Source organism: Rhodobacter capsulatus SB 1003 (assembly GCF_000021865.1).
Taxonomy (GTDB): domain Bacteria; phylum Pseudomonadota; class Alphaproteobacteria; order Rhodobacterales; family Rhodobacteraceae; genus Rhodobacter; species Rhodobacter capsulatus_B.
The window spans coordinates 241772-262216 of sequence record NC_014034.1 but is presented as its reverse complement, the minus strand read 5'-3'; the positions used below and the strand labels follow the sequence as shown (position 1 = coordinate 262216).

Here is a 20445-nt window from a genome sequence, read left to right as displayed (position 1 = left end):
CACCTGTCGCCGAAAGAAGAGGTATTGAAATGGCCAAAGTCATCGGGATCGACCTTGGGACGACCAACTCCTGCGTCGCCATCATGGACGGCTCGCAACCCCGCGTGATCGAGAATTCGGAAGGGGCGCGCACCACCCCCTCGATCGTCGCCTACACCGACAACGAGCGTCTGGTCGGCCAGCCCGCCAAGCGGCAAGCCGTGACCAACCCCACGAACACCGTCTTTGCGGTCAAGCGCCTGATCGGCCGCCGCACCACCGATGCCGAGGTGGAAAAGGACAAGAAACTGGTTCCCTACAACATCGTCGACGGCGGCAACGGTGACGCCTGGGTGGAAGTGCGCGGCGAGAAATTCAGCCCGGCGCAGGTTTCGGCCGTGATCCTGCAAAAGATGAAGGAAACCGCCGAGAGCTATCTGGGCGAGACCGTGACCCAGGCCGTGATCACCGTTCCGGCCTATTTCAACGACGCCCAGCGTCAGGCCACCAAGGACGCGGGCAAGATCGCGGGCCTTGAAGTGCTGCGCATCATCAACGAACCGACGGCGGCGGCGCTGGCTTACGGCCTCGACAAGAAGGACAGCAAGACGATTGCCGTCTATGACCTTGGCGGCGGCACCTTCGACATCACGATCCTGGAAATCGACGACGGTCTGTTCGAGGTGAAATCGACCAACGGGGACACGTTCCTGGGCGGCGAAGACTTCGACATGCGGATCGTCAATTACCTTGCCGACGAGTTCAAGAAAGAACACGGCGTCGATCTGACCAAGGACAAGATGGCGCTGCAGCGGCTGAAGGAAGCGGCTGAAAAGGCGAAGATCGAACTGTCCTCGGCCAGCCAGACCGAAATCAACCAGCCGTTCATCTCGATGAACGCGGCGACCGGCGTGCCGCTGCACATGGTGATGAAGCTGACCCGCGCGAAGCTGGAAAGCCTGGTCGATGACCTGATCAAGGCCTCGCTGAAGCCCTGCGCCGCGGCGCTGAAAGATGCGGGCGTCAGCAAGGACGAGATCGACGAGGTCGTTCTGGTGGGCGGCATGACCCGGATGCCGCGCGTCGTCGAGGAAGTGACGAAGTTCTTCGGAAAGGAACCGCACAAGGGCGTGAACCCGGATGAAGTCGTGGCCCTTGGCGCCGCGATTCAGGCGGGCGTGCTGCAGGGCGACGTGAAGGACGTGGTGCTGCTCGACGTCACCCCCCTCAGCCTCGGCATCGAGACGCTGGGCGGTGTCTTCACCCGTCTGATCGATCGCAACACCACGATCCCGACGAAGAAGAGCCAGATCTTCTCGACCGCCGAGGACAATCAGAACGCGGTGACGATCCGCGTCTTCCAGGGCGAGCGGGAAATGGCCGCCGACAACAAGATGCTGGGCATGTTCAACCTCGAGAACATCCCCCCGGCGCCGCGCGGCGTGCCGCAGATCGAAGTCACCTTCGACATCGACGCGAACGGCATCGTTTCGGTCAAGGCCAAGGACAAGGGCACCGGCAAGGAACAGCAGATCACCATCCAAGCCTCGGGCGGTCTGTCGGACGACGACATCGAAAAGATGATCAAGGACGCCGAAGCCAATGCCGAAGCCGACAAGAAGCGCAAGGAGCTGGTCGAGGCGAAGAACACCGGCGAAAGCCTGCTGCATTCGACCCGCAAATCGCTGGAAGAGCATGGCGACAAGGTCGATGGCTCGACCGTCGAGATGATCGAACTGGCCTGCAACGCGCTGGAAGAATCGCTGAAGTCGGAAGACCCGGGCAAGATCAAGGGCGCGGTGCAGAACCTGACCGATGCCGCGATGAAGCTGGGTGAGGCGATCTACAAGGCGCAAGCCTCCGAAGCCGGCCCGGCCTCGGATGACGAAGACGGCCCGCGGTCGGTCGATGATGACATCGTCGACGCCGACTTCGAGGACATGGGTGAAAACAAGCGCAAGTAAGCGCCGGAACCTGAGGAGCGGGCCCCGTCATGGGGCTCGCTTCCGTGTTCTCGCAGTGGGGCTTTCCAATGGCGAAGCGTGATTTCTACGAGGTTCTGGGGGTGTCCAAGGGCGCCTCGGCCGAGGAGATCAAGAAGGCCTATCGCAGCAAGGCGAAGGAACTGCACCCCGACCGCAATCAGGACAATCCGCAGGCCGAGGCCCAGTTCAAGGAAGTGAACGAAGCCTATGACGTGCTGAAGGATGGCGACAAGAAGGCCGCCTATGACCGCTACGGTCACGCGGCTTTCGAGGGCGGCATGGGCGGCGGCGGTCCGCGCGGACCCTATGGTCAGGGCGCGGATTTCTCCTCGGCTTTCTCGGATGTGTTCGAGGATCTGTTCGGCGATTTCATGGGCGGGCGCGGCGGTCCGGGCGGCGGTGGCCGCTCGCGGGCGACGCGCGGCTCGGACCTGCGCTACAACATGCGGGTGACGCTGGAAGAGGCGTTCAAGGGCGCGCAAAAGACGATCACCGTTCCCGGCTCGGCCGCTTGCGGCTCGTGCAACGGCACCGGGGCCGAGGGCGGCGCGGAACCGCAAACCTGTCCGACCTGTTCGGGTCTGGGCAAGGTGCGGGCGCAGAACGGCTTTTTCACCGTCGAACGCACCTGCCCCACCTGTGGCGGGCAGGGTCAGGTGGTGAAAAACCCCTGCCGCGTCTGTCATGGTTCGGGCCGGATCGAGAAGGAACGGACGCTGTCGGTGAACATCCCCGCGGGGGTGGAGACCGGCACCCGGATCCGTCTGGCGGGCGAGGGCGAGGCCGGGATGCGCGGCGGGCCTTCGGGCGACCTTTATATCTTCATCGAGGTCCGCGAACATGCGATCTTCCAGCGCGACGGGGTGAACCTGTTCTGCCGGGTGCCGGTCAGCATGGTCTCGGCGGCCCTTGGTGGCGAGGTCGAGGTGCCGACGATCGATGGCGGCCGGTCCAAGGTCAAGGTGCCGGTGGGCAGCCAATCCGGTCGGCAGATGCGTCTGCGCGGCAAGGGCATGCCTGCCCTGCGCGGTGGCGGCATCGGCGACATGGTGATCGAACTGGCCGTCGAAACCCCGGTGAACCTGACCGCGCGGCAAAAGGAGCTGCTGGATGAATTCCAGCGCATCCAGGCCGAGAACAACCCGGAAGGGGCGTCTTTCTTCCAGAAGGTGAAAAGCTTCTGGGACGGGATGAAGGGCTGAGTGCCTGAAAACGAAGAAGGGGGCGCCTGCGGGCGCCCTTTTGCGTCTTTGAGCCAAGAAGAAACGTTAACCATTTATTTACCGTGACGGCGCAAGCTGGGGGGATGAAGCCCCGAACCTCCAGCTTTGCCGAAGGGCCGACGCTTTTCGGAGATCTTGACGAGGCGCAGCCGGTTGCCGTCTCTTCCGACCGGCTGCCCTCTTACATCACCGATCACCGCAAGCGGTTGCGGGAACGCTTCCTCACGGGCGGCGCCGAGGCCATGCCCGATTACGAGCTTCTGGAACTGATCCTGTTTCGCGCCCTGCCGCGGCAGGATGTGAAGCCCCTGGCGCGGCGGCTGCTCGATGTCTTCGGCAGTTTCGGCCATGTGCTGGCGGCGCCCCCCGCGCGGCTGACCGAGGTGACCGGTGTGGGCGAGGCCGTGGTGCAGGAATTGAAGATCGTCGAAGCGGCGGCGCAACGGCTGGCCCGGTCACGCGTCTTGCAACGGCCGGTGCTGTCCTCGTGGCAGGCTTTGCTGGATTATTGCCACACCGCGATGGCGCATCGGCCGACCGAGCAATTCCGGGTGCTGTTTCTGGACCGCAAGAACCTGCTGATTGCCGACGAGGAACAGGCCCGCGGCACGGTCGACCATGTGCCCGTCTATCCGCGCGAGGTGGTGAAACGGGCGCTGGAGCTGGATGCCTCGGCGCTGATTCTGGTGCACAACCACCCCTCGGGCGATCCGACGCCGTCGCAGGCCGACATCGCGATGACAGACCAGATCCGCCATGCCGCCGAGGCCTTGGGGCTTGTGCTGCATGACCATCTGGTGATCGGCAAGGGCCGGGAACTCAGCTTTCGCGCCGAAGGGCTGCTTTAATTCGCCGCCACGGCCAGCGGGAAGCCGGGCAGCGGCATCATCACCGCGCCCTCGCCATCGCCGCAATCGGGCATGGCCAGCGACAGCGGCACCTGCTCGGTGCGGGTGCCAACCGGGCGCAGGACAGCGCCCTGCAGATCCTTGCCGCAGCTTTCCGGCGTCACCGGCGCCTCCAGCACCAGACTCAGGTCCGCCATCGCGGCCGGGGCGGAATAGATCTGCACCGCCTGCGCGGCGCCGGGCTGGCCGAAGCTGGTGATCCAGCCGCCAAGGCGCGTTTCGGCATCGCGCGGCGCCGCCGCCGAGACATCACCGATCGAGCCGGGCGCGGCGCCATATTCATAGCCATGCAGCTCTGCCCCGCTTGCGGGCGGCAGGATCACCGCAATGCGGTTGACCGTCGGCAGCGTCGGCACGGCAAGCGTCACCGTCGCCGTGGCCGTGGCCCCCGGCAGGCCGAGCTGGAACAGCGCCTGTTCCGCAAAGGCCGGAACCAGACCGCTCCAGCCGCCGTCCTCCGAAAGCCGGACCGGCAGGCGCAGCCCCGCGTGGCGGATCTCGGCCAGCGCGCCGGGGTGGCAGGGCGCAAGGACGGTCAGCCGGACCGAGGCGCCGGGGGCAAGCGCGGCCTGCAGCTGTGGCGCGGCACAGGCGCCCGGCGCGGTTTCGATGTCCTGCGGCAGCGGGCCAAGGGCGGCTTCGGCGGCCGGGCGGCGCATCACCGGCACCGTCAGCCGCGGCAGGGACAGCGCGGGCGCCGCCAGATGTCCGCGGGCACCCGGCATCACCGCCGCCGTCACCGGCTGCGAGGGGTCAGCGCGCGGGCCCTCGGGCGCAGCCGTCTGCATGACATGCCCGGTGGCCGCCGCCAGAACGAAGGTGGTGCAGACCATGGCAATCTTGTGAATCGGTCTCATGCCCGGATCCTCCTGCTTCTTGCCAAAAGGTTAACGCCAGATCTCGGCAAAGCTTGGGCCGGACTGCGGCAGAGTTTCCGAAACGGAAACCTTCGCCCGGCCGGAAATTTCCACAAAAACATATCCAGATCAACAGGATAATGAAAAACGGCGGCCCGGGTTCACCCCGGACCGGCGCCATATTTCAGCGCCTTTGTTTCAGGCCAGACGGCCGTGGCAGTGCTTGAACTTCTCGCCCGAGCCGCAGGGGCAGGGGTCATTGCGCGAGGGCTCGCCCCAGGTCGAAGGATCCGATTCGACAAATCCCGGCGCGGCGGCCAACGCCACAGGCGCCGCCGGTTGCGGTGCGGCGCCCGCGGCCGGATCGGCGGCGCCTTCGGCCGCGGCAAGGGCGGCGGCCTGCTGGCGCAGCATCTCGGCGCGTTCCTCGTCGCTCATCGGACGGATCTGGCCCAGCCGTTTCGTCACCTCGTAGCGCAGACTGTCGAGCATGCTTTCGAACAGCTGGAACGACTCGGTCTTGTATTCCGACAGCGGATCACGCTGCGCATAGCCGCGGAAGCCCACGACCGAGCGCAGATGTTCGAGCGTCACCAGATGCTCGCGCCATTTCGTGTCGATCGTCTGCAGCAGGATCTGCTTTTCGATCACCCGCATCGTCTCGGCGCCGAAGGCCTCGGTCTTTTGCGCCATCACCGCATCCAGCGCCGCCGTCACCCGTTCGCGCAGAACGTCCTGGTCGACGCCCTCTTCGGCGGCCCAGTCCGCCAGCGGCAGATCAACCCCGGCATGATCGATGAACGCTGCCCGCATCCCCTCGATATCCCATTGATCGACATAGCTTTTCGGCGGCGCGAATTCGTCGATCAGATCGTCGATCACCTGCTGGCGCATGTCGGCGACGATCTCGGAAATCTCGTCGGTTTCCATGATCTCGCGGCGCTGGCCAAAGACCGCCTTGCGCTGGTCGTTCATCACGTCGTCGAATTTCAGCAGCTGCTTGCGCCAGTCGAAGTTGCGGCCCTCGACCTTGGCCTGGGCGCGTTCCAGCGACTTGTTCACCCAAGGGTGCACGATCGCCTCGCCTTCCTTCATGCCCAGTTTCGAGAGCACGCCTTCCAGCCGGTCCGAGCCGAAGATGCGCATCAGATCGTCTTCGAGCGACAGGAAGAACAAGGACCGCCCCGGGTCGCCCTGACGGCCCGAGCGGCCGCGCAGCTGGTTGTCGATCCGGCGGCTTTCGTGGCGTTCGGTGGCCAGAACGAACAGGCCCCCGGCCTCGATCACCTTCTGCTTTTCCTCGGCATGTTCCGCCTCGATCCGGGCGCGGATCTCTTCGGGGGCGGCGTCGGGATTGGCGGCGATCTGTTCTTGCACCTTCATCTCGACGTTGCCGCCCAGCTGAATGTCGGTGCCGCGACCGGCCATGTTCGTCGCGATGGTGATCGCGCCCAGACGCCCGGCATCGGCGACGATCTGCGCCTCCTGTTCGTGCTGACGCGCGTTCAGCACGTTATGCGGCAGCCCCTCGGCCTTGAGCATCTCCGAGAGCATCTCGGATTTCTCGATCGAGGTGGTGCCGACCAGCGTCGGCTGGCCGATCGCATGCGCGGTCTTGATCGCCTCGATCACCGCGGCGTATTTTTCCTTGGCGGTGCGATAGACGCGGTCGTGCTCGTCCTTGCGCGCCACCGGCCGGTTCGTCGGCACTTCGACGACGCCAAGGTGATAGATGTCGCCGAATTCCTCGGCCTCGGTCACCGCGGTCCCGGTCATCCCCGCCAGTTTCTCGTAAAGCCGGAAGTAGTTCTGGAAGGTCACCGAGGCCAGCGTGACGTTCTCGGGCTGGATCGTCACCCGTTCCTTCGCCTCGATCGCCTGATGCAGACCGTCCGACAGGCGGCGGCCCTTCATCATCCGGCCGGTGAATTCGTCGATCAGCACGATCTCGTCATCGGCGACGACATAGTTCTGATCCTTGAAGAACAGCTTGTGCGCCCGAAGCGCCTGGCCGATGTGGTGCACGATCGTCGTGCTTTCCGGGTCGTAAAGCGACTGGCCCTCGGGCAGAAGGCCGTCGGCCTGCAGCTTCTGTTCCAGAAACTCGTTGCCCTCTTCGGTGAAGGTGGCGTTGCGCTGTTTCTCGTCGAGCTTGTAATGCTCTTCGGTCAGGAACGGGATATAGGCATCGAGCGTGCGATACATGTCGGACCGGTCCTGCGACGGGCCGGAGATGATCAGGGGCGTCCGCGCCTCGTCGATCAGGATGCTGTCCACCTCGTCGACGATGGCGAAGAAGTGATCGCGCTGATACATTTCCGCGACCGAGGCCTTCATGTTGTCGCGCAGATAATCGAAGCCCAGCTCGTTGTTCGTCGCATAGGTGATGTCGGCCGCATAGGCGGCGCGTTTCTCATCATCGGGCTGGAACGGATAGACGACGCCGCAGGTCAGCCCCAGATGGCGATAGACCTTGCCCATCCATTCCGAGTCGCGTTTGGCCAGATAATCGTTCACCGTGACGATATGCACGCCCTTGCCCGCCAGCGCGTTCAGATAGGCCGGGAAGGTGGCGACAAGGGTCTTGCCCTCGCCCGTCTTCATCTCGGAAATATTGCCCTGATGCAGGAAGATCCCGCCCATCAGCTGGGTGTCGAAGGCGCGCAGGCCAAGCGCCCGGCGGGCGGCTTCGCGGCAGTTGGCAAAGGCTTCGGGCAGCAGCGCATCCAGGCTTTCGCCCGCCTGCGCGCGGGCCTGCAGCTCGCGGGTTTTCGCCACGATCTCGGCATCGGAGAGCTTTTCGAAGGCCGGTTCCAGCGCGTTGATCTTCGCCACCAGCGGACGCGTCCGCTTGACCTTGCGGTCGTTGGGCGTGCCGAAGAGCTTTCTTCCAATGTAACCGAGGCCCAGCATTTTTTCTCCGCGGGTTCGTCTGACCAAATCGTGTGAAATGCGGTCTTGTCGCACCCGCCGCGCACCCGTAGAACGGCAAGCGGATAAGGGCGAAACGGCCTTCACAGGACCCTTGGCGATGTAAGGGGCTGCCGTCCGAGTGTCAACGCCGCGGGGTGCCGCGGCCCTGCGGGAGAGGCTTTGATGCCGATTTTCACACGCGTTCTGGGGTCTGTCGCCGTGATGGCGCTTCTGGCCGGTCCGGCGCTGGCCGAGGAGGCCGCGAAAGGGGGCAAGACCCCCGGTCCGGAAACCGTCGTCGCCACGGTCGACGGCACCGAGATCACGCTGGGCATGATGGTGTCCGTCCGCAACAGCCTGCCCGCGGAATATCAGCAGCTGCCCGATCAGGTGCTGTTCAACGGCGTGCTGGATCAGCTGATCCAGCAGACCGCGCTGGCGAAGGTGGGCGAAGGCATGATGACCCGCCGCGACGAGATCGCGCTCGAGGTCGAACGCCGCGCCTATCTGGCGGGGATGCTGCTGGATTACACCGCCGAGCGCGCGGTGACGCCCGACAAGCTGAAAGCGGCCTATGACACGAAATTCGCCAAGGCCGAACCGAGCCGCGAATATCATGCCGCCCATATCATCGTGGCCTCCGAAGCCGAAGCCAAGGCGATCAAGGCCGAGATCGACGGCGGCGCCGATTTCGCCACCGTGGCCAAGGCGAAATCGCAAGACGGCGCGGCGGCGAATGGCGGCGATCTGGGCTGGTTCGATCTGACCGCGATGGTGCCGCCCTTTGCCGAGGCCGTGGCCGCGATGAAGGCGGGCGAGATCAAGGGCCCGGTGCAGACCGAATATGGCTGGCATGTGATCAAGCTGATGGAAAGCCGTCTGGGCGCCGCGCCGACGCTCGAGGAAGCGACCGAGGAGCTTTCGGGCGATCTGCGGCAGCAGGCGGTGCAGGACCGGGTGACTGACACCGTGGCCAAGGCCAAGGTCGAAAAGCGTGTCGAGGGGATCGATCCCGCGGTGCTGAAGACGCCGAATTTCTTCGGCGCCAAGTAAGGTCCGCGGATGGAGGGGGAGAAGACGATGGCGAAGAAACGCGAACTCGAAGACAAGATCGCCAAGCTGAAGTCGAAGGTGAAGGACCTGCGCTCGCAGCTGGGCGAGATCACCGAGGATGCGGTGGCGATGCTGCGCGAAGAGGTGACCGAGGTCGCCTCGGCGCTGCGCGAGGGCGTGGCCGAAGCCGCGACGGCGGCCGCCTCTGCCGCGGCCACCGCCGCAGCCGAAACCGCGGCCGCGGCAAAGCCCAAGGCGCCGGTTTCGCCGCTGGCCCCCGCCGCCTTCCCCGCCCTGCCGGTGATCGCGGGCGTGTCCTTTGCCGCCGCCGCCGCGGGGGTGCGCTATGCGGGCCGGACCGATGTGATGCTGGCGCAGATCGCGCCGGGGGCGACGCTCGCGGGCGTCTTCACCACCTCCACCACCCGGGCCGCCTGCGTGCTCGATTGCCAGGCGAAACTGGCGGGCGCCGCCGATGAAAGCACTGGCGCCGCGATCGTGGTGAACTCGGGCAATGCCAATGCCTTTACCGGCGCCGCCGGTCAGGCTTCGGTCGATGCGGTGACCGGCGCCGTGGCCGAGGCGCTGGATCTGCCGATCAACCGGGTCTTCTCCTCCTCGACCGGGGTGATCGGCGAGCCGCTGCCGCATGACCGCATCGTCGCCGCCGTGCCCGGCCTTGTCGCCGCGCTGGACCCGGCGGGCATGGAGGCCGCCGCGCGGGCGATCATGACCACCGACACTTTCCCCAAGGGCGCCTGTGCCGAGGTGCAGGGCGACGGCGGGCTGATCCGCATCGCGGGCATCGCCAAGGGCTCGGGGATGATCGCGCCGAACATGGCGACGATGCTGGTCTATCTTTTCACCGATGCGAAGATCCCCGCGAAACTGCTGCAGAAAATGCTGTCGCGGCATGTCGATGACACGTTCAACGCGATCACCGTGGACAGCGACACCTCGACCTCGGATGCGTTGATCCTGGCCGCCACCGGGCGCTCGGCCGCGGCGGAAATCACCGATCTGCGCTCGCGCGCGGCAAAGGATTTCGAAGCGGCGCTGCGCGGGGTGATGCTGGATCTGGCGCAGCAGGTGGTCCGAGACGGCGAGGGCGCGACGAAATTCGTGGAAATCCGGGTCAGCGGCGCGGCGAGTGCCGATGATGCGCACAAGGTCGCGATGGCGGTGGCGAATTCGCCGCTGGTGAAAACCGCGATCGCCGGCGAGGATGCGAACTGGGGCCGGGTCGTCGCCGCCGTCGGCAAGTCGGGCGCCAAGGCCGACCGTGACAAGCTGCGGATTTCCTTTGGCGACATGGTTCTGGCCGAGAATGGTTGGCGCGTGCCGGATTATTCCGAGGAAGCGGCCTCTGCCTATATGAAGGGGCAGGAGCTGGTGATCGGCATCGATCTGGGGCTGGGCAAGGCGGCGAAATCCGTCTTCACCTGCGACCTGACGCATCGCTACATCGATATCAACGCGGATTACCGCTCGTGACCTCGCCCTGCGGTCCCTCGCCCGCGCCGACGACGGCGCGGGTGGTTCTGGTCAGTGCGGTGGCGCTGATCGATGCCGATGGCCGGGTGCTGCTGGCGCAGCGCCCCGAGGGCAAGTCGCTGGCCGGGCTTTGGGAATTTCCGGGCGGCAAGGTCGAGCCCGGGGAAACGCCCGAGGCCGCGCTGATCCGCGAATTGCACGAAGAACTGGGCATCGACACCTGGGGCAGCTGTCTGGCGCCGCTGACCTTTGCCAGCCACAGCTACGAGAGCTTCCATCTGCTGATGCCGCTTTTCGCCTGCCGCCGCTGGTCCGGCACGCCGCAACCGCGCGAGGGACAACGGCTTGCCTGGGTCAGCCCGGCACGGCTGCGCGACTACCCGATGCCGCCCGCCGACGAGCCGCTGATCCCGGTGTTGCAGGACTGGCTTTGACCAAGCAGACGCAGCGAGATTTCTGCGCGGCAGAAATTTTCCTGCGTCAATTTGGCCCCTGCGGCAACAAAACTACCCAAAAGATACCTCTGACGCACTTTTTCGTTTGCACTTTGTTAAGTAATCGTGACTAAGCTGAAGCTGTAATCGAGATTTCTAGGGAGGATGTCTCATGCTTCGCACCATCGTCGTCGGCAGCTGCGTCTCCGTGCAGGGAACGTTCGAGTCGCAGCTCGAAAACGGAAAAATCGTTGTCCGGGTTGGGGATAGGCTGTTCGCGGGCAAGCCCGTGATGCGCAACAACGCCTGATCCACCGGTCACAAACCACTCACGGCATGCAAAAGGGGGGCTTTCGCCCCCCTTTTCAATGTTCACGCTTCGGCGACAAAGGTCAGAGCTTGCGCTCGACCTCCTCGCGCTCGAAGATTTCGATGACATCGCCCGCGCGGACGTCGTCGTAGTTCTCAAAGGCCATGCCGCATTCCTGACCGGATTGCACTTCCTTGACCTCGTCCTTGAAGCGCTTGAGCGTCTTCAGCGTGCCTTCGTGGATCACCACGTTGTCGCGCAGCAGGCGCACGCCAGCCGACCGGCGGGCCACGCCTTCGGTGACAAGACAGCCGGCGACCTTGCCGACGCCGGAGACCTTGAAGACCTCCTTGATCGAGGCGTAGCCGATGAAGTTCTCGCGCACTTCGTTTTTCAGCAGGCCCGAGGCGGCGGCTTTGATGTCATCCACCAGATCATAGATGATCGAGTAATAGCGGATCTCGACACCCTTCTGGTTCGCGCTCGCCCGCGCGGGCGCATTGGCCCGGACGTTGAAGCCGATCACCGGCGCCCCCGAAGCCTCGGCCAGACCGACGTCGCTTTCGGTGATCGCGCCGACGCCCGAATGCAGCACCCGCACGCGGACCTCGTCGTTGCCGATCTTCTCCAGCGCCTGGGCGATCGCCTCGGCCGAGCCCTGCACGTCGGCCTTCACCAGCACCGGCAGTTCCGAGACATTCTCGTCCGCCTTGGCCTTGGCCATCAGCTGTTCCAGCGTCGTTGCAGCACCCGCGGCGGCACGCTTGTCCTTGGCGGCTTTCTCGCGGTAATCCGCGATCTCGCGCGCCTGCGCCTCGGTCTCGACCACGTTCAGCACATCGCCCGCTTCCGGGGTGCCGTTCAGGCCCAGAACCTCGACCGGAACCGACGGACCGGCCTCGTCGACGCGTTCGCCCTTGTCGTTGACCAGCGCCCGCACCTTGCCCCACTGCTCGCCGACCACAAAGATGTCGCCGCGTTTCAGCGTGCCGTGCTGCACCAGAACCGTCGCCACCGGACCACGGCCGACGTCGAGTTTCGCTTCGATCACCGCACCCTGCGCCGCACGGCCGGGGTTGGCGCGCAGCTCGAGGATCTCGGCCTGCAGCGCGATCGCTTCCAGCAGCTTGTCGAGCCCGAAGCCGGTCTTCGCCGAAACTTCGACCGTCTGCACCTCGCCGCCCATCTCTTCGACGACGACTTCGTGCTGCAGCAGGTCGGTCCGCACCTTTTGCGGATTGGCCGCATGCTTGTCGATCTTGTTGATCGCCACGATCATCGGCACCTTGGCGGCCTTGGCGTGGTTGATCGCCTCGACCGTCTGCGGCATCACCGCGTCATCGGCGGCCACCACCAGCACGACGATATCCGTCACCTGCGCGCCACGGGCCCGCATCGAGGTGAAGGCGGCGTGGCCGGGGGTGTCAAGGAAGGTCAGAACCGCGCCCGAATCCGTCGTCACCTGATAGGCGCCGATGTGCTGGGTGATCCCGCCCGCTTCGCCCGACACCACATTGGCGTGACGGATGGCATCCAGAAGCGAGGTCTTGCCGTGGTCGACGTGGCCCATGATCGTGATGATCGGCGGGCGCGATTGCAGGTCTTCGGCCTTGTCCTCGACGGTGTCGATCACCTGTTCGACATCCGCATCCGAGACGCGGACGGCGCGGTGGCCGAATTCCTCGATGATCAGCTCGGCCGTGTCGGCGTCGATGGCCTGGTTCGCGGTGACCATCATGCCCATCTTCATCAGCGCCTTGATCACGTCGGCCGCGCGTTCGGCCATCCGGATCGCCAGCTCGGACACCACGATGGTTTCCGGCAACTGCACGTCGCGGACCATCTTTTCGGCTTTCTGGCCGAAGCCCATCGCCTTTTGCCGGGCCTTTTCCTGCTTGCGCTTCATCGCGGCGAGCGAGCGCTGCCGCCCGCCTTCGCCCTCGATGTCCGACAGGCTCAGCTTGCCGGCACGACGGCCCTCGTCGCCGCCCTTGGCCGCCTTGCTGTTGCGGTCGGGGGTGGCATTGCGGTCGTCACGGTCGCGGTCGGTCTTGCGCGGGCCGGTGTTCGACACGCCCTTGGTCGCGGCACGCGCGGCGGCAGCCTCGGCCGCGGCCGGATCGGCCGGAGCGGGCTTGGCGACCGGCTTCGCCCGGACCTCTTCCTTGCGCTGGGCCCGCAGTTCGGCCTCGCGGGCCTTGCGTTCCTCTTCCTCGGCCTTCAGCCGCAGCGCTTCCTCGCGTTCGCGCTCTTCGCGTTCCTTGGCCTCGGCCTCGGCGCGGCGGCGTTCGCGTTCTTCCTCGCGCGCCTTTTCCTCGGCGACACGTTGCGCGGCCTCTTCGACCTCGCGGATCTTCGCGGCCTGCAGCGCCCTCAGACGGCGTTCCATCTCGGCATCCGAGATGCCCGCAGGACGCCGCGAAGGATCGCCCAGCGCGGGCGAGCCGGCCGGTTTGGCAGGGGCCGAACCGGGTTTCGGCACCACCACCTTCTTGCGCTTGGTTTCGACCACCACATTTTTCGTGCGTCCGTGGCTGAAGCTCTGCTTCACCGAACCGGGGCGGGCGCCGCCAAGACCGAGGGGTTTTTTGCCGTCCGTATCGCTCATGCCGTCTTCGTATCCTTCATGGCGGTATCGCCGCCGTCCTGCTTGCGCAAACCTGCAAGCCTTGCCGCTTCTCTGATTACACGCGGGGTGAGTCCCCCAGCCGCAAGCGCGCCGTGTATGGCATGGTCGCGGCCAAAAGCCAAACCCAATTCCGAGGCCGTCAGGCAGCCGAACCAGCGCCCGCCGGGCGGTGTCCAAAGCTTGCCCTTGCCGCGTTCCGATCCGTCCGAGGCCTGAAACAGCACCTTGGCCTTGCCATCCGCCAGCCAGCCCTTGACCTTTTCGAAGCCGCAGACCGCATGGCCGGTCTTCCGGCTCAAGGATACCAGCTCCACCACCCGCTGCGCCAGCCCGTCTTCGACCAGCTGACACAGGTTCTCGGGCAGCTTCACCTGCGACCTTGCGGCGCGGGCGAACAGCCCCTTGGCGACCGCCTTTTCCAGCACGGCGCGGTCCGACGTCACCCAGATGCCCCGGCCGGGAAGCTTTTCGGCCAGATCCGGGTAGATCATGCCATCGGGGCCAAGGACAAAGCGCACAAGGCCGAGCTTCGGCCCGACATCGCCCGTGACGATGCAGCGCCGTTCCGGATCCTCGTTGTCCTTGTCCTTGCCGCCGCGGCTCATCTCATTCCTCGGTTTCGTCTTCGTCGGTTTCGGTCGCGTCTTCGGCTTCAAGCTCCGAAATGTCGACCCAGCCCAGCTGGATCCGCGCCGTCATGATCAGCTTTTGCGCATCTTCCAGGCTCATCCCGAATTTCTCGAGGATGCCCTCGTCCTTGACGCGGGCGCCGTTCACCGTGGTCCAGCCGCCAGCCAGTTCCCAGTCGGCGCAGGTGGCGAAATCTTCCAGCGTCTTGACGTCGTCCTTGGCCAGCGCCTCGATCATCTGCGGCGTCAGGCCCTCGAAGTTGAACAGCGAGTCCTCGACCCCCAGCTCTTTCGCGGCGGCGATCGCCTTGGCGTTCTGCGCCTCGATGTAATCGCGGGCGCGGGCCTGCAACTCCTCGGCGGTGCCGTCATCGACGCCTTCGATCGACAGGAGTTCATCCAGATCGACATAGGCGACTTCTTCCAGATTGGTGAAGCCTTCGGCGACCAGCAGCTGGGCGAAGAATTCGTCCAGATCCAGCGCATCGACGAACAGTTTCGTGCGCTCGGCGAATTCGGCCTGACGGCGCGACGATTCCTCGGCCTCGGTCAGGATGTCGATGTCGAGCCCGGTCAGCTGGCTGGCCAGACGCACGTTCTGCCCGCGACGGCCGATGGCCAGCGACAGCTGCTCATCGGGCACCACCACTTCGATCTTGCCCGCTTCCTCGTCGATCACCACCTTGGCCACTTCGGCCGGTTGCAGCGCGTTCACCAGGAAGGTGGCCGCATCGGCGTTCCACGGAATGATGTCGATCTTTTCGCCCTGCAGCTCGCCCACCACGGCCTGCACGCGGCTCCCGCGCATACCGACGCAGGCGCCGACCGGGTCGATCGAATTGTCGTTCGAGATCACCGCGATCTTCGCGCGCGAGCCCGGGTCGCGGGCCACGGCCTTGATCTCGATGATGCCGTCATAGATCTCCGGCACTTCCATCTTGAAGAGTTCCGCCATGAACTGCGGATCGGTGCGGCTCAGGAACACTTGCGGGCCCCGGGTCTCGCGGCGGACGTCCTTCACATAGGCGCGGATGCGGTCGTTCGGACGATAGCTTTCGCGGCCGATCTTTTCGTTGCGGCGCAGGATGGCCTCGCCGCGACCGATGTCGACGATGATGTTGCCGTATTCCTCGCGCTTGACGACGCCGTTGATGATCGTGCCCTTGCGATCCTTGAATTCGTCGAACTGACGATCGCGCTCGGCCTCGCGGACCTTTTGCAAGATCACCTGTTTCGCCGATTGCGCCGCGATCCGGCCCAGATCGACCGGCGGCACTTCGTCGACGATCTCGTCGCCGAGCTGCGGATTGGTCTTGTATTGCTTCGCCTGGGCAACGGTCAGCTGCGCCTGGTAATTCTCGACGGCCTCATCTTCGACGACGGTGCGAACCCGGGTGAAGCTGGCACGACCGGTCTTGCGGTCGATCTTCACGCGGATGTCCATTTCCGAGCCATAGCGCGACTTCGCCGCCCGGGCGAGACTGTCTTCCATCGCCTGGATCACCAGATCGGGGTCGATCATCTTCTCGCGGGCCACCGCCTCGGCGGTCTGCAAAAGCTCGAGCTGGTTGGCAGAGGTGATTGCCATCTGTCAGGTCTCCTCGTCGGGGGAAGTCTGGTCGTCGTCTTCGGTTTGGATCTCGTCGAACTGGTCTTCGTCGATGATGCCCGCGGCCTTGCGCTGGCGCAGCATCTCGGCGATCAGCTCGTCGGTCAGGATCAGTTTCGCATCCGAAAGCCAGTCGAACTTCAGGCCGATGGTGACCTGTTCGCCCTGATTTTCGATCTCGATCAGCACTTCGTCGTCTTCGGTGCCGCGCAGGATGCCCTTGAAGCGCTTGCGCCCGTCGATCTGTTCCTCGGTCTCGATCCGGGCCTCGTAGCCCTCCCAGACGTCGAAATCCTTCAACCGGGTCAGCGGACGGTCGATCCCGGGGGAGGACACTTCCAGCGTGTATTTTTCCTCGATCGGGTCTTCGACATCAAGCACGGCGGAAACCGCGGTCGAGATCGCGCCGCAATCGTCGACGTCGATGCCGCCCTCGGGGCGGTCGGCCATGATCTGCAGCAGCGGATGCCGTCCGCCCTGCATGCGGATGCGGACCAGCTCGAAGCCGAGACCTTCGATGGTGGGGCCGATGATGTCGGCGAGACGCCGGTCGATGCCGGTCTTGGCGATGAGGTCGGTCATTCCGATCCCTGAAAACAAAAAACGGGCCCGAGCGGCCCGTGACATGGATCCGGTGGGCTTCAGGTTTGGACCCCGAAACGCCGCTGTTGCATTGCATATAGGCGAATCGCCCTCATGTTGCAAGCTTTCTCTGGGCTCACCCCCGCATCCGGTCCATCACCGCGACAAGCCCGGCGGTGATCCCCGGCTCGCTCAGGGCGTGACCCGCGGCGGGCACGATGCGCAGTTCGCATTTCTTCCAGCCATGCGCCAGCCGCCAGGCCGAGATCGGCGGGCAGATCATGTCCATCCGCCCCTGCACGATCACCGTCGGGATATGTTCGATCCGCGGCCGGTCGCGCAGGATCTGGCCGTCTTCCTCAAGGAAGGCGCGGTTCATGAAGAAGTGGTTTTCCAGCCGCGCGAAGGCATGGGCGTAATCGGGCGGCGATTCCCCCGGGAAACCGTCGTAATCGACCGAGGCGAGCGCGTTTTCCCACATCGCCCAATGGCGGGCAAAGCGGGCCTCCTGCAGGTAGTCGCCGGAAAACAGCCGCTTGTGATAGGCGGCAATCAGATCGCCGCGCTCACCCTCGGGGATGGGGGCGATGAACTGCGTCCACAGATCGGGGAAGAACTGCCCGGCGCCGCCGCCATAGAACCAGTCAAGCTCGGATTTCAGCGCCAGGAACACGCCGCGCAGCACCAGCGCCTGCACCCGGTCGGGATAGGTCTGGGCGTAAAGCAGGCTGAGCGTCGCCCCCCAGCTGCCGCCAAAGACGATCCAGTCGGAAATGCCCAGCTCGGTGCGGATCCGCTCCATGTCGGCGATCAGATCCCAGGTGGTGTTGTGACCGACCGAGGCATGGGGTTTGGACAGCCCGCAGCCGCGCTGGTCGAACAGCACGATGCGATAATGCGCGGGGTCGAAATAGCGCCGCATCGCCGGGCTGCAGCCGCCCCCCGGTCCGCCGTGACAGACCACGACCGGCCGGCCGCGCGGATTGCCCGATTGCTCGACATAGATCTGATGGCCGAAACCGACGTCGATCATCCGCTGGTCGAAAGGCTCGACCGGCGGATAGAGAAAGGCGCTTGCCGTGCGCTTTTGCCCTGCGTTCTTGTCCATGACTGCACTATATAACGGCTCGACCGCCCCCGCCATGGGGCGCAACCCAAAAGTTGACCGGAGGATGGCATGGAAACCGCAACGAAGACAATCGACCCCGCCGAGGTGGCGAAATTCGAGGCGATGGCGGCCGAGTGGTGGGACCCGAACGGCAAGTTCAAGCCGCTGCACATGCTGAACCCCTGCCGTCTGGATTATATCACCACCCAGATCGCGGCGCAGTTCGGTCGCGATCTGCGCGCCCCGAGGCCCTTCGAGGGGCTGCGGCTTCTGGATATCGGCTGCGGCGGCGGGCTTCTGGCCGAACCGATGGCGCGGCTGGGCGCGACCGTGGTCGGCGCCGATGCCGCGCCGAAGAACATTCCGGTGGCGAAGCTTCACGCCGAACAATCCGGCCTGACGATCGATTACCGCAACTGCGCCGCCGAGGATCTGGCCGCGGCGGGCGAGCGGTTCGACGTCGTGCTGGCGATGGAGATCATCGAACATGTCTCGGATACGCAGGGCTTCACCGACACCTGCGCGGCCCTGCTGAAATCGGGCGGGCTGATGATCATGTCGACGCTGAACCGCAATCCGAAAAGCTATGTCATGGCGATTTTCGGCGCGGAACGGGTGATGCGCTGGCTGCCCGTCGGCACGCATGACTGGTCGAAATTCGTGACACCGGACGAGCTTTACGAGCTGATGCGCAAGGCGGGGCTTGATCCGATCGACCGCAAGGGGATGGTGTTCAATCCCTTGGGCTGGAGCTGGTCACTGTCGTCGCGCGATCTCAGCGTGAACTACGCCGCCGCCTGCGTGAAACGCTAAGGCTGGGGGCGCTGCCCCCAGGCCCCCGGGACATTTGAGGCAAGATAAAACAGGCTCCTTTATCTTGCCTCAAATATCCCGGGGGTGAATGGCGAAGCCAGAGGGGGCAGCGCCCCCTTTTACTTCGTCTTCGGGCGAAACGCCGCGATTTTCGCCGGATCGGTGTCGATATGCCCGGCCCCGATCAGATCAAGGCAATAGGGCACGGCGGCAAAGACCGCATTCAGACAGGTCGCGATCGCGCGCGGATTGCCGGGCAGGGTGAGGATCAGGCTTTTGCCCGCAATCCCCGCCGACTGGCGCGAGAGGATCGCGGTCGGCACTTCCCGCAGCGATGCCCGCCGCATTTCCTCGCCGAAACCGGCCAGTTCCTTTTCGATCACCTGCGCCGCGCCTTCGGGCGTTTCGTCCCGCGGTGCCGGGCCGGTGCCGCCGGTGACCAGGATCAGATCGACCCCCTCGGTCACGAAGCCGCGCAGGCAGTCGGCGACGCTGTCGCGGCCGTCGGGGATGATCACCCGGGAAATGGAAAGGGGTGTCGTGACGACACCCCTCAGCCAGTCTTCGCAGCCCGGCCCGCCCTTGTCCTCATACTCCCCGCGCGAGGCGCGGTCGGAGACGGTGACGATGGCAACCCGTGCCGTCATTTTTGCGCCACGCGCGCGTTGCGGGTGGCAATGAGGCGCAGCCGCAGCGCGTTCAGACGAATGAAGCCCGCCGCGTCCTTTTGATCGTAGGCGCCCGCGTCTTCCTCGAAGGTGACGTGCTTTTCGGAATAGAGGCTGTGATCGGACCAGCGCGCGACGGTCGAGGCCTTGCCCTTGTAAAGCTTGACCCGCACCGTGCCCGAGACATGTTCCTGCGTCTTGTCGATCAGCGCCTGCAGCGCCTCGCGTTCGGGGCTGAACCAGAAGCCGTTGTAGATCAGCTCCGCATAGCGCGGCATGATGCTGTCCTTCAGGTGACCGGCGCCCGCGTCGAGCGTGATCTGCTCGATGCCGCGGTGGGCTTCCAGAAGGATCGTGCCGCCGGGGGTCTCATAGACGCCGCGCGATTTCATGCCGACGAAGCGGTTTTCCACCAGATCGAGCACGCCGACGCCATGCTTGCCGCCGATCTCGTTCAGTTTCGCAAGGATCGTCGCGGGCGACATCGCCTCGCCATTGATCGCGACGGCATCGCCGCGCTCGAAGGTGATCTCGACCATCTCGGGCGTGTCGGGGGCCTCTTCGACCGGCACGACGCGCTGCAGCACGTAGTTCGGGAATTCCTGCGCCGGGTCTTCCAGCACGCGGCCTTCGGACGAGGTGTGCAAAAGGTTCGCATCGACCGAGAAGGGCGCCTCGCCGCGCTTGTCCTTGGCGATCGGGATCTGGTTCGCCTCGGCGAATTCCAGAAGCTTCGTGCGCGAGGTCAGATCCCACAGCCGCCACGGCGCGATCACCCGGATCGACGGGTCGAGCGCCGCCGCCGACAGCTCGAACCGCACCTGATCGTTGCCCTTGCCGGTCGCGCCATGCGCCACCGCATCGGCGCCGTGCTTCTGCGCGATCTCGACCAGATGTTTCGAGATCAGCGGCCGCGCAATCGAGGTGCCGAGCAGATAAAGCCCCTCGTACAGCGCATTCGCCCGGAACATCGGGAAGACGAAGTCGCGCACGAATTCCTCGCGCACGTCGACGATGTGGATGTTTTCCTTTTTGATCCCCATCAGCTCGGCCTTGGCGCGGGCCGGTTCCAGCTCCTCGCCCTGCCCCAGATCGGCGGTGAAGGTGATGACCTCGCAGCCGTATTCGGTCTGCAGCCATTTCAGGATGATCGAGGTGTCAAGGCCGCCCGAATAGGCAAGCACGACTTTCTTGGGAGCAGACATGAGGAGCCTCCGGAACTGCGGTTTCGCGCGGGTCTAGTGCGTTTTC

At 65.0% G+C, this 20445-nt stretch carries 17 protein-coding genes; 8 read left to right on the top strand and 9 right to left on the bottom strand.

The features are described 5' to 3' along the window. The first annotated feature begins 29 nt into the window (after positions 1-29). The 3 genes from dnaK to radC all read left to right on the top strand — a co-directional run bounded on the left by dnaK (position 30) and on the right by radC (position 4035). On the top strand, positions 30-1943 hold the full coding sequence (dnaK, locus tag RCAP_RS01160; RefSeq protein WP_013065971.1) for a molecular chaperone DnaK: 1914 nt from the start codon (positions 30-32) through the stop codon (positions 1941-1943). Between the two features lie 68 nt (positions 1944-2011). Beyond that, positions 2012-3166, top strand: a complete 1155-nt coding sequence (dnaJ, locus tag RCAP_RS01155) for a molecular chaperone DnaJ (protein ID WP_013065970.1) — start codon at positions 2012-2014, stop codon at positions 3164-3166. A gap of 104 nt (positions 3167-3270) precedes the next feature. Then, the gene (radC, locus tag RCAP_RS01150; RefSeq protein WP_013065969.1) at positions 3271-4035 is read left to right on the top strand and encodes a RadC family protein; all 765 of its coding nucleotides are present in this window, start codon (positions 3271-3273) and stop codon (positions 4033-4035) included. Here the strand turns inward: radC and RCAP_RS01145 are convergent. Both RCAP_RS01145 and secA read right to left on the bottom strand, forming a co-directional pair. Further along, entirely contained in the window at positions 4032-4952 is a 921-nt protein-coding gene (locus tag RCAP_RS01145) for a hypothetical protein (protein WP_013065968.1), read from the bottom strand. The genes radC and RCAP_RS01145 overlap by 4 nt on opposite strands. Before the next feature lie 198 nt (positions 4953-5150). Next, complete coding sequence (gene secA / locus RCAP_RS01140; protein WP_013065967.1) at positions 5151-7865, bottom strand: preprotein translocase subunit SecA; 2715 nt, start codon at positions 7863-7865, stop codon at positions 5151-5153. A gap of 183 nt (positions 7866-8048) precedes the next feature. On the opposite strand from secA, the gene RCAP_RS01135 reads away from it, so the two are divergent. From RCAP_RS01135 to RCAP_RS19470, 4 genes are all read left to right on the top strand, one after another. After that, a complete protein-coding gene (locus tag RCAP_RS01135) occupies positions 8049-8918 on the top strand; it encodes a peptidylprolyl isomerase (RefSeq protein ID WP_013065966.1) in 870 nt (289 codons plus the stop codon). Positions 8919-8945: 27 nt separating this feature from the next. After that, a complete protein-coding gene (gene argJ, locus RCAP_RS01130) occupies positions 8946-10412 on the top strand; it encodes a bifunctional glutamate N-acetyltransferase/amino-acid acetyltransferase ArgJ (RefSeq protein ID WP_181443872.1) in 1467 nt (488 codons plus the stop codon). Then, the gene (locus tag RCAP_RS01125; RefSeq protein WP_013065964.1) at positions 10409-10846 is read left to right on the top strand and encodes a (deoxy)nucleoside triphosphate pyrophosphohydrolase; all 438 of its coding nucleotides are present in this window, start codon (positions 10409-10411) and stop codon (positions 10844-10846) included. Before argJ ends, RCAP_RS01125 begins: the two co-directional genes overlap by 4 nt. Positions 10847-11018: 172 nt before the next feature. Beyond that, entirely contained in the window at positions 11019-11156 is a 138-nt protein-coding gene (locus RCAP_RS19470; protein WP_013065963.1) for a hypothetical protein, read from the top strand. A gap of 82 nt (positions 11157-11238) precedes the next feature. Here RCAP_RS19470 and infB read toward each other — a convergent pair whose 3' ends face one another. The 5 genes from infB to pip form a co-directional block, all read right to left on the bottom strand. Beyond that, positions 11239-13764: a translation initiation factor IF-2 gene (gene infB / locus RCAP_RS01115; protein ID WP_013065962.1), complete on the bottom strand. Its 2526-nt coding sequence runs from the start codon at positions 13762-13764 to the stop codon at positions 11239-11241. Next, a complete protein-coding gene (locus RCAP_RS01110) occupies positions 13761-14390 on the bottom strand; it encodes an RNA-binding protein (RefSeq protein ID WP_013065961.1) in 630 nt (209 codons plus the stop codon). Before RCAP_RS01110 ends, infB begins: the two co-directional genes overlap by 4 nt. A 1-nt stretch (position 14391) precedes the next feature. Next, positions 14392-16002 carry a transcription termination factor NusA gene (gene nusA / locus RCAP_RS01105; protein WP_013065960.1) on the bottom strand — a complete coding sequence of 537 codons (1611 nt, stop codon included), beginning with the start codon at positions 16000-16002 and terminating at the stop codon, positions 14392-14394. A 3-nt stretch (positions 16003-16005) separates the two neighbouring features. Next, a complete protein-coding gene (gene rimP / locus RCAP_RS01100) occupies positions 16006-16605 on the bottom strand; it encodes a ribosome maturation factor RimP (RefSeq protein ID WP_013065959.1) in 600 nt (199 codons plus the stop codon). Between the two features lie 136 nt (positions 16606-16741). Continuing rightward, a complete protein-coding gene (gene pip / locus RCAP_RS01095) occupies positions 16742-17713 on the bottom strand; it encodes a prolyl aminopeptidase (protein ID WP_013065958.1) in 972 nt (323 codons plus the stop codon). Positions 17714-17782: 69 nt separating this feature from the next. On the opposite strand from pip, the gene ubiG reads away from it, so the two are divergent. Then, positions 17783-18526 carry a bifunctional 2-polyprenyl-6-hydroxyphenol methylase/3-demethylubiquinol 3-O-methyltransferase UbiG gene (gene ubiG / locus RCAP_RS01090; RefSeq protein ID WP_013065957.1) on the top strand — a complete coding sequence of 248 codons (744 nt, stop codon included), beginning with the start codon at positions 17783-17785 and terminating at the stop codon, positions 18524-18526. Between the two features lie 119 nt (positions 18527-18645). Here ubiG and mog read toward each other — a convergent pair whose 3' ends face one another. Both mog and RCAP_RS01080 read right to left on the bottom strand, forming a co-directional pair. Beyond that, positions 18646-19173, bottom strand: a complete 528-nt coding sequence (gene mog, locus RCAP_RS01085) for a molybdopterin adenylyltransferase (protein WP_013065956.1) — start codon at positions 19171-19173, stop codon at positions 18646-18648. Continuing rightward, positions 19170-20399, bottom strand: coding sequence for an argininosuccinate synthase (locus RCAP_RS01080; protein WP_013065955.1), 1230 nt, complete (start codon positions 20397-20399; stop codon positions 19170-19172). Before RCAP_RS01080 ends, mog begins: the two co-directional genes overlap by 4 nt. Between the last annotated feature and the right edge of the window lie 46 nt (positions 20400-20445).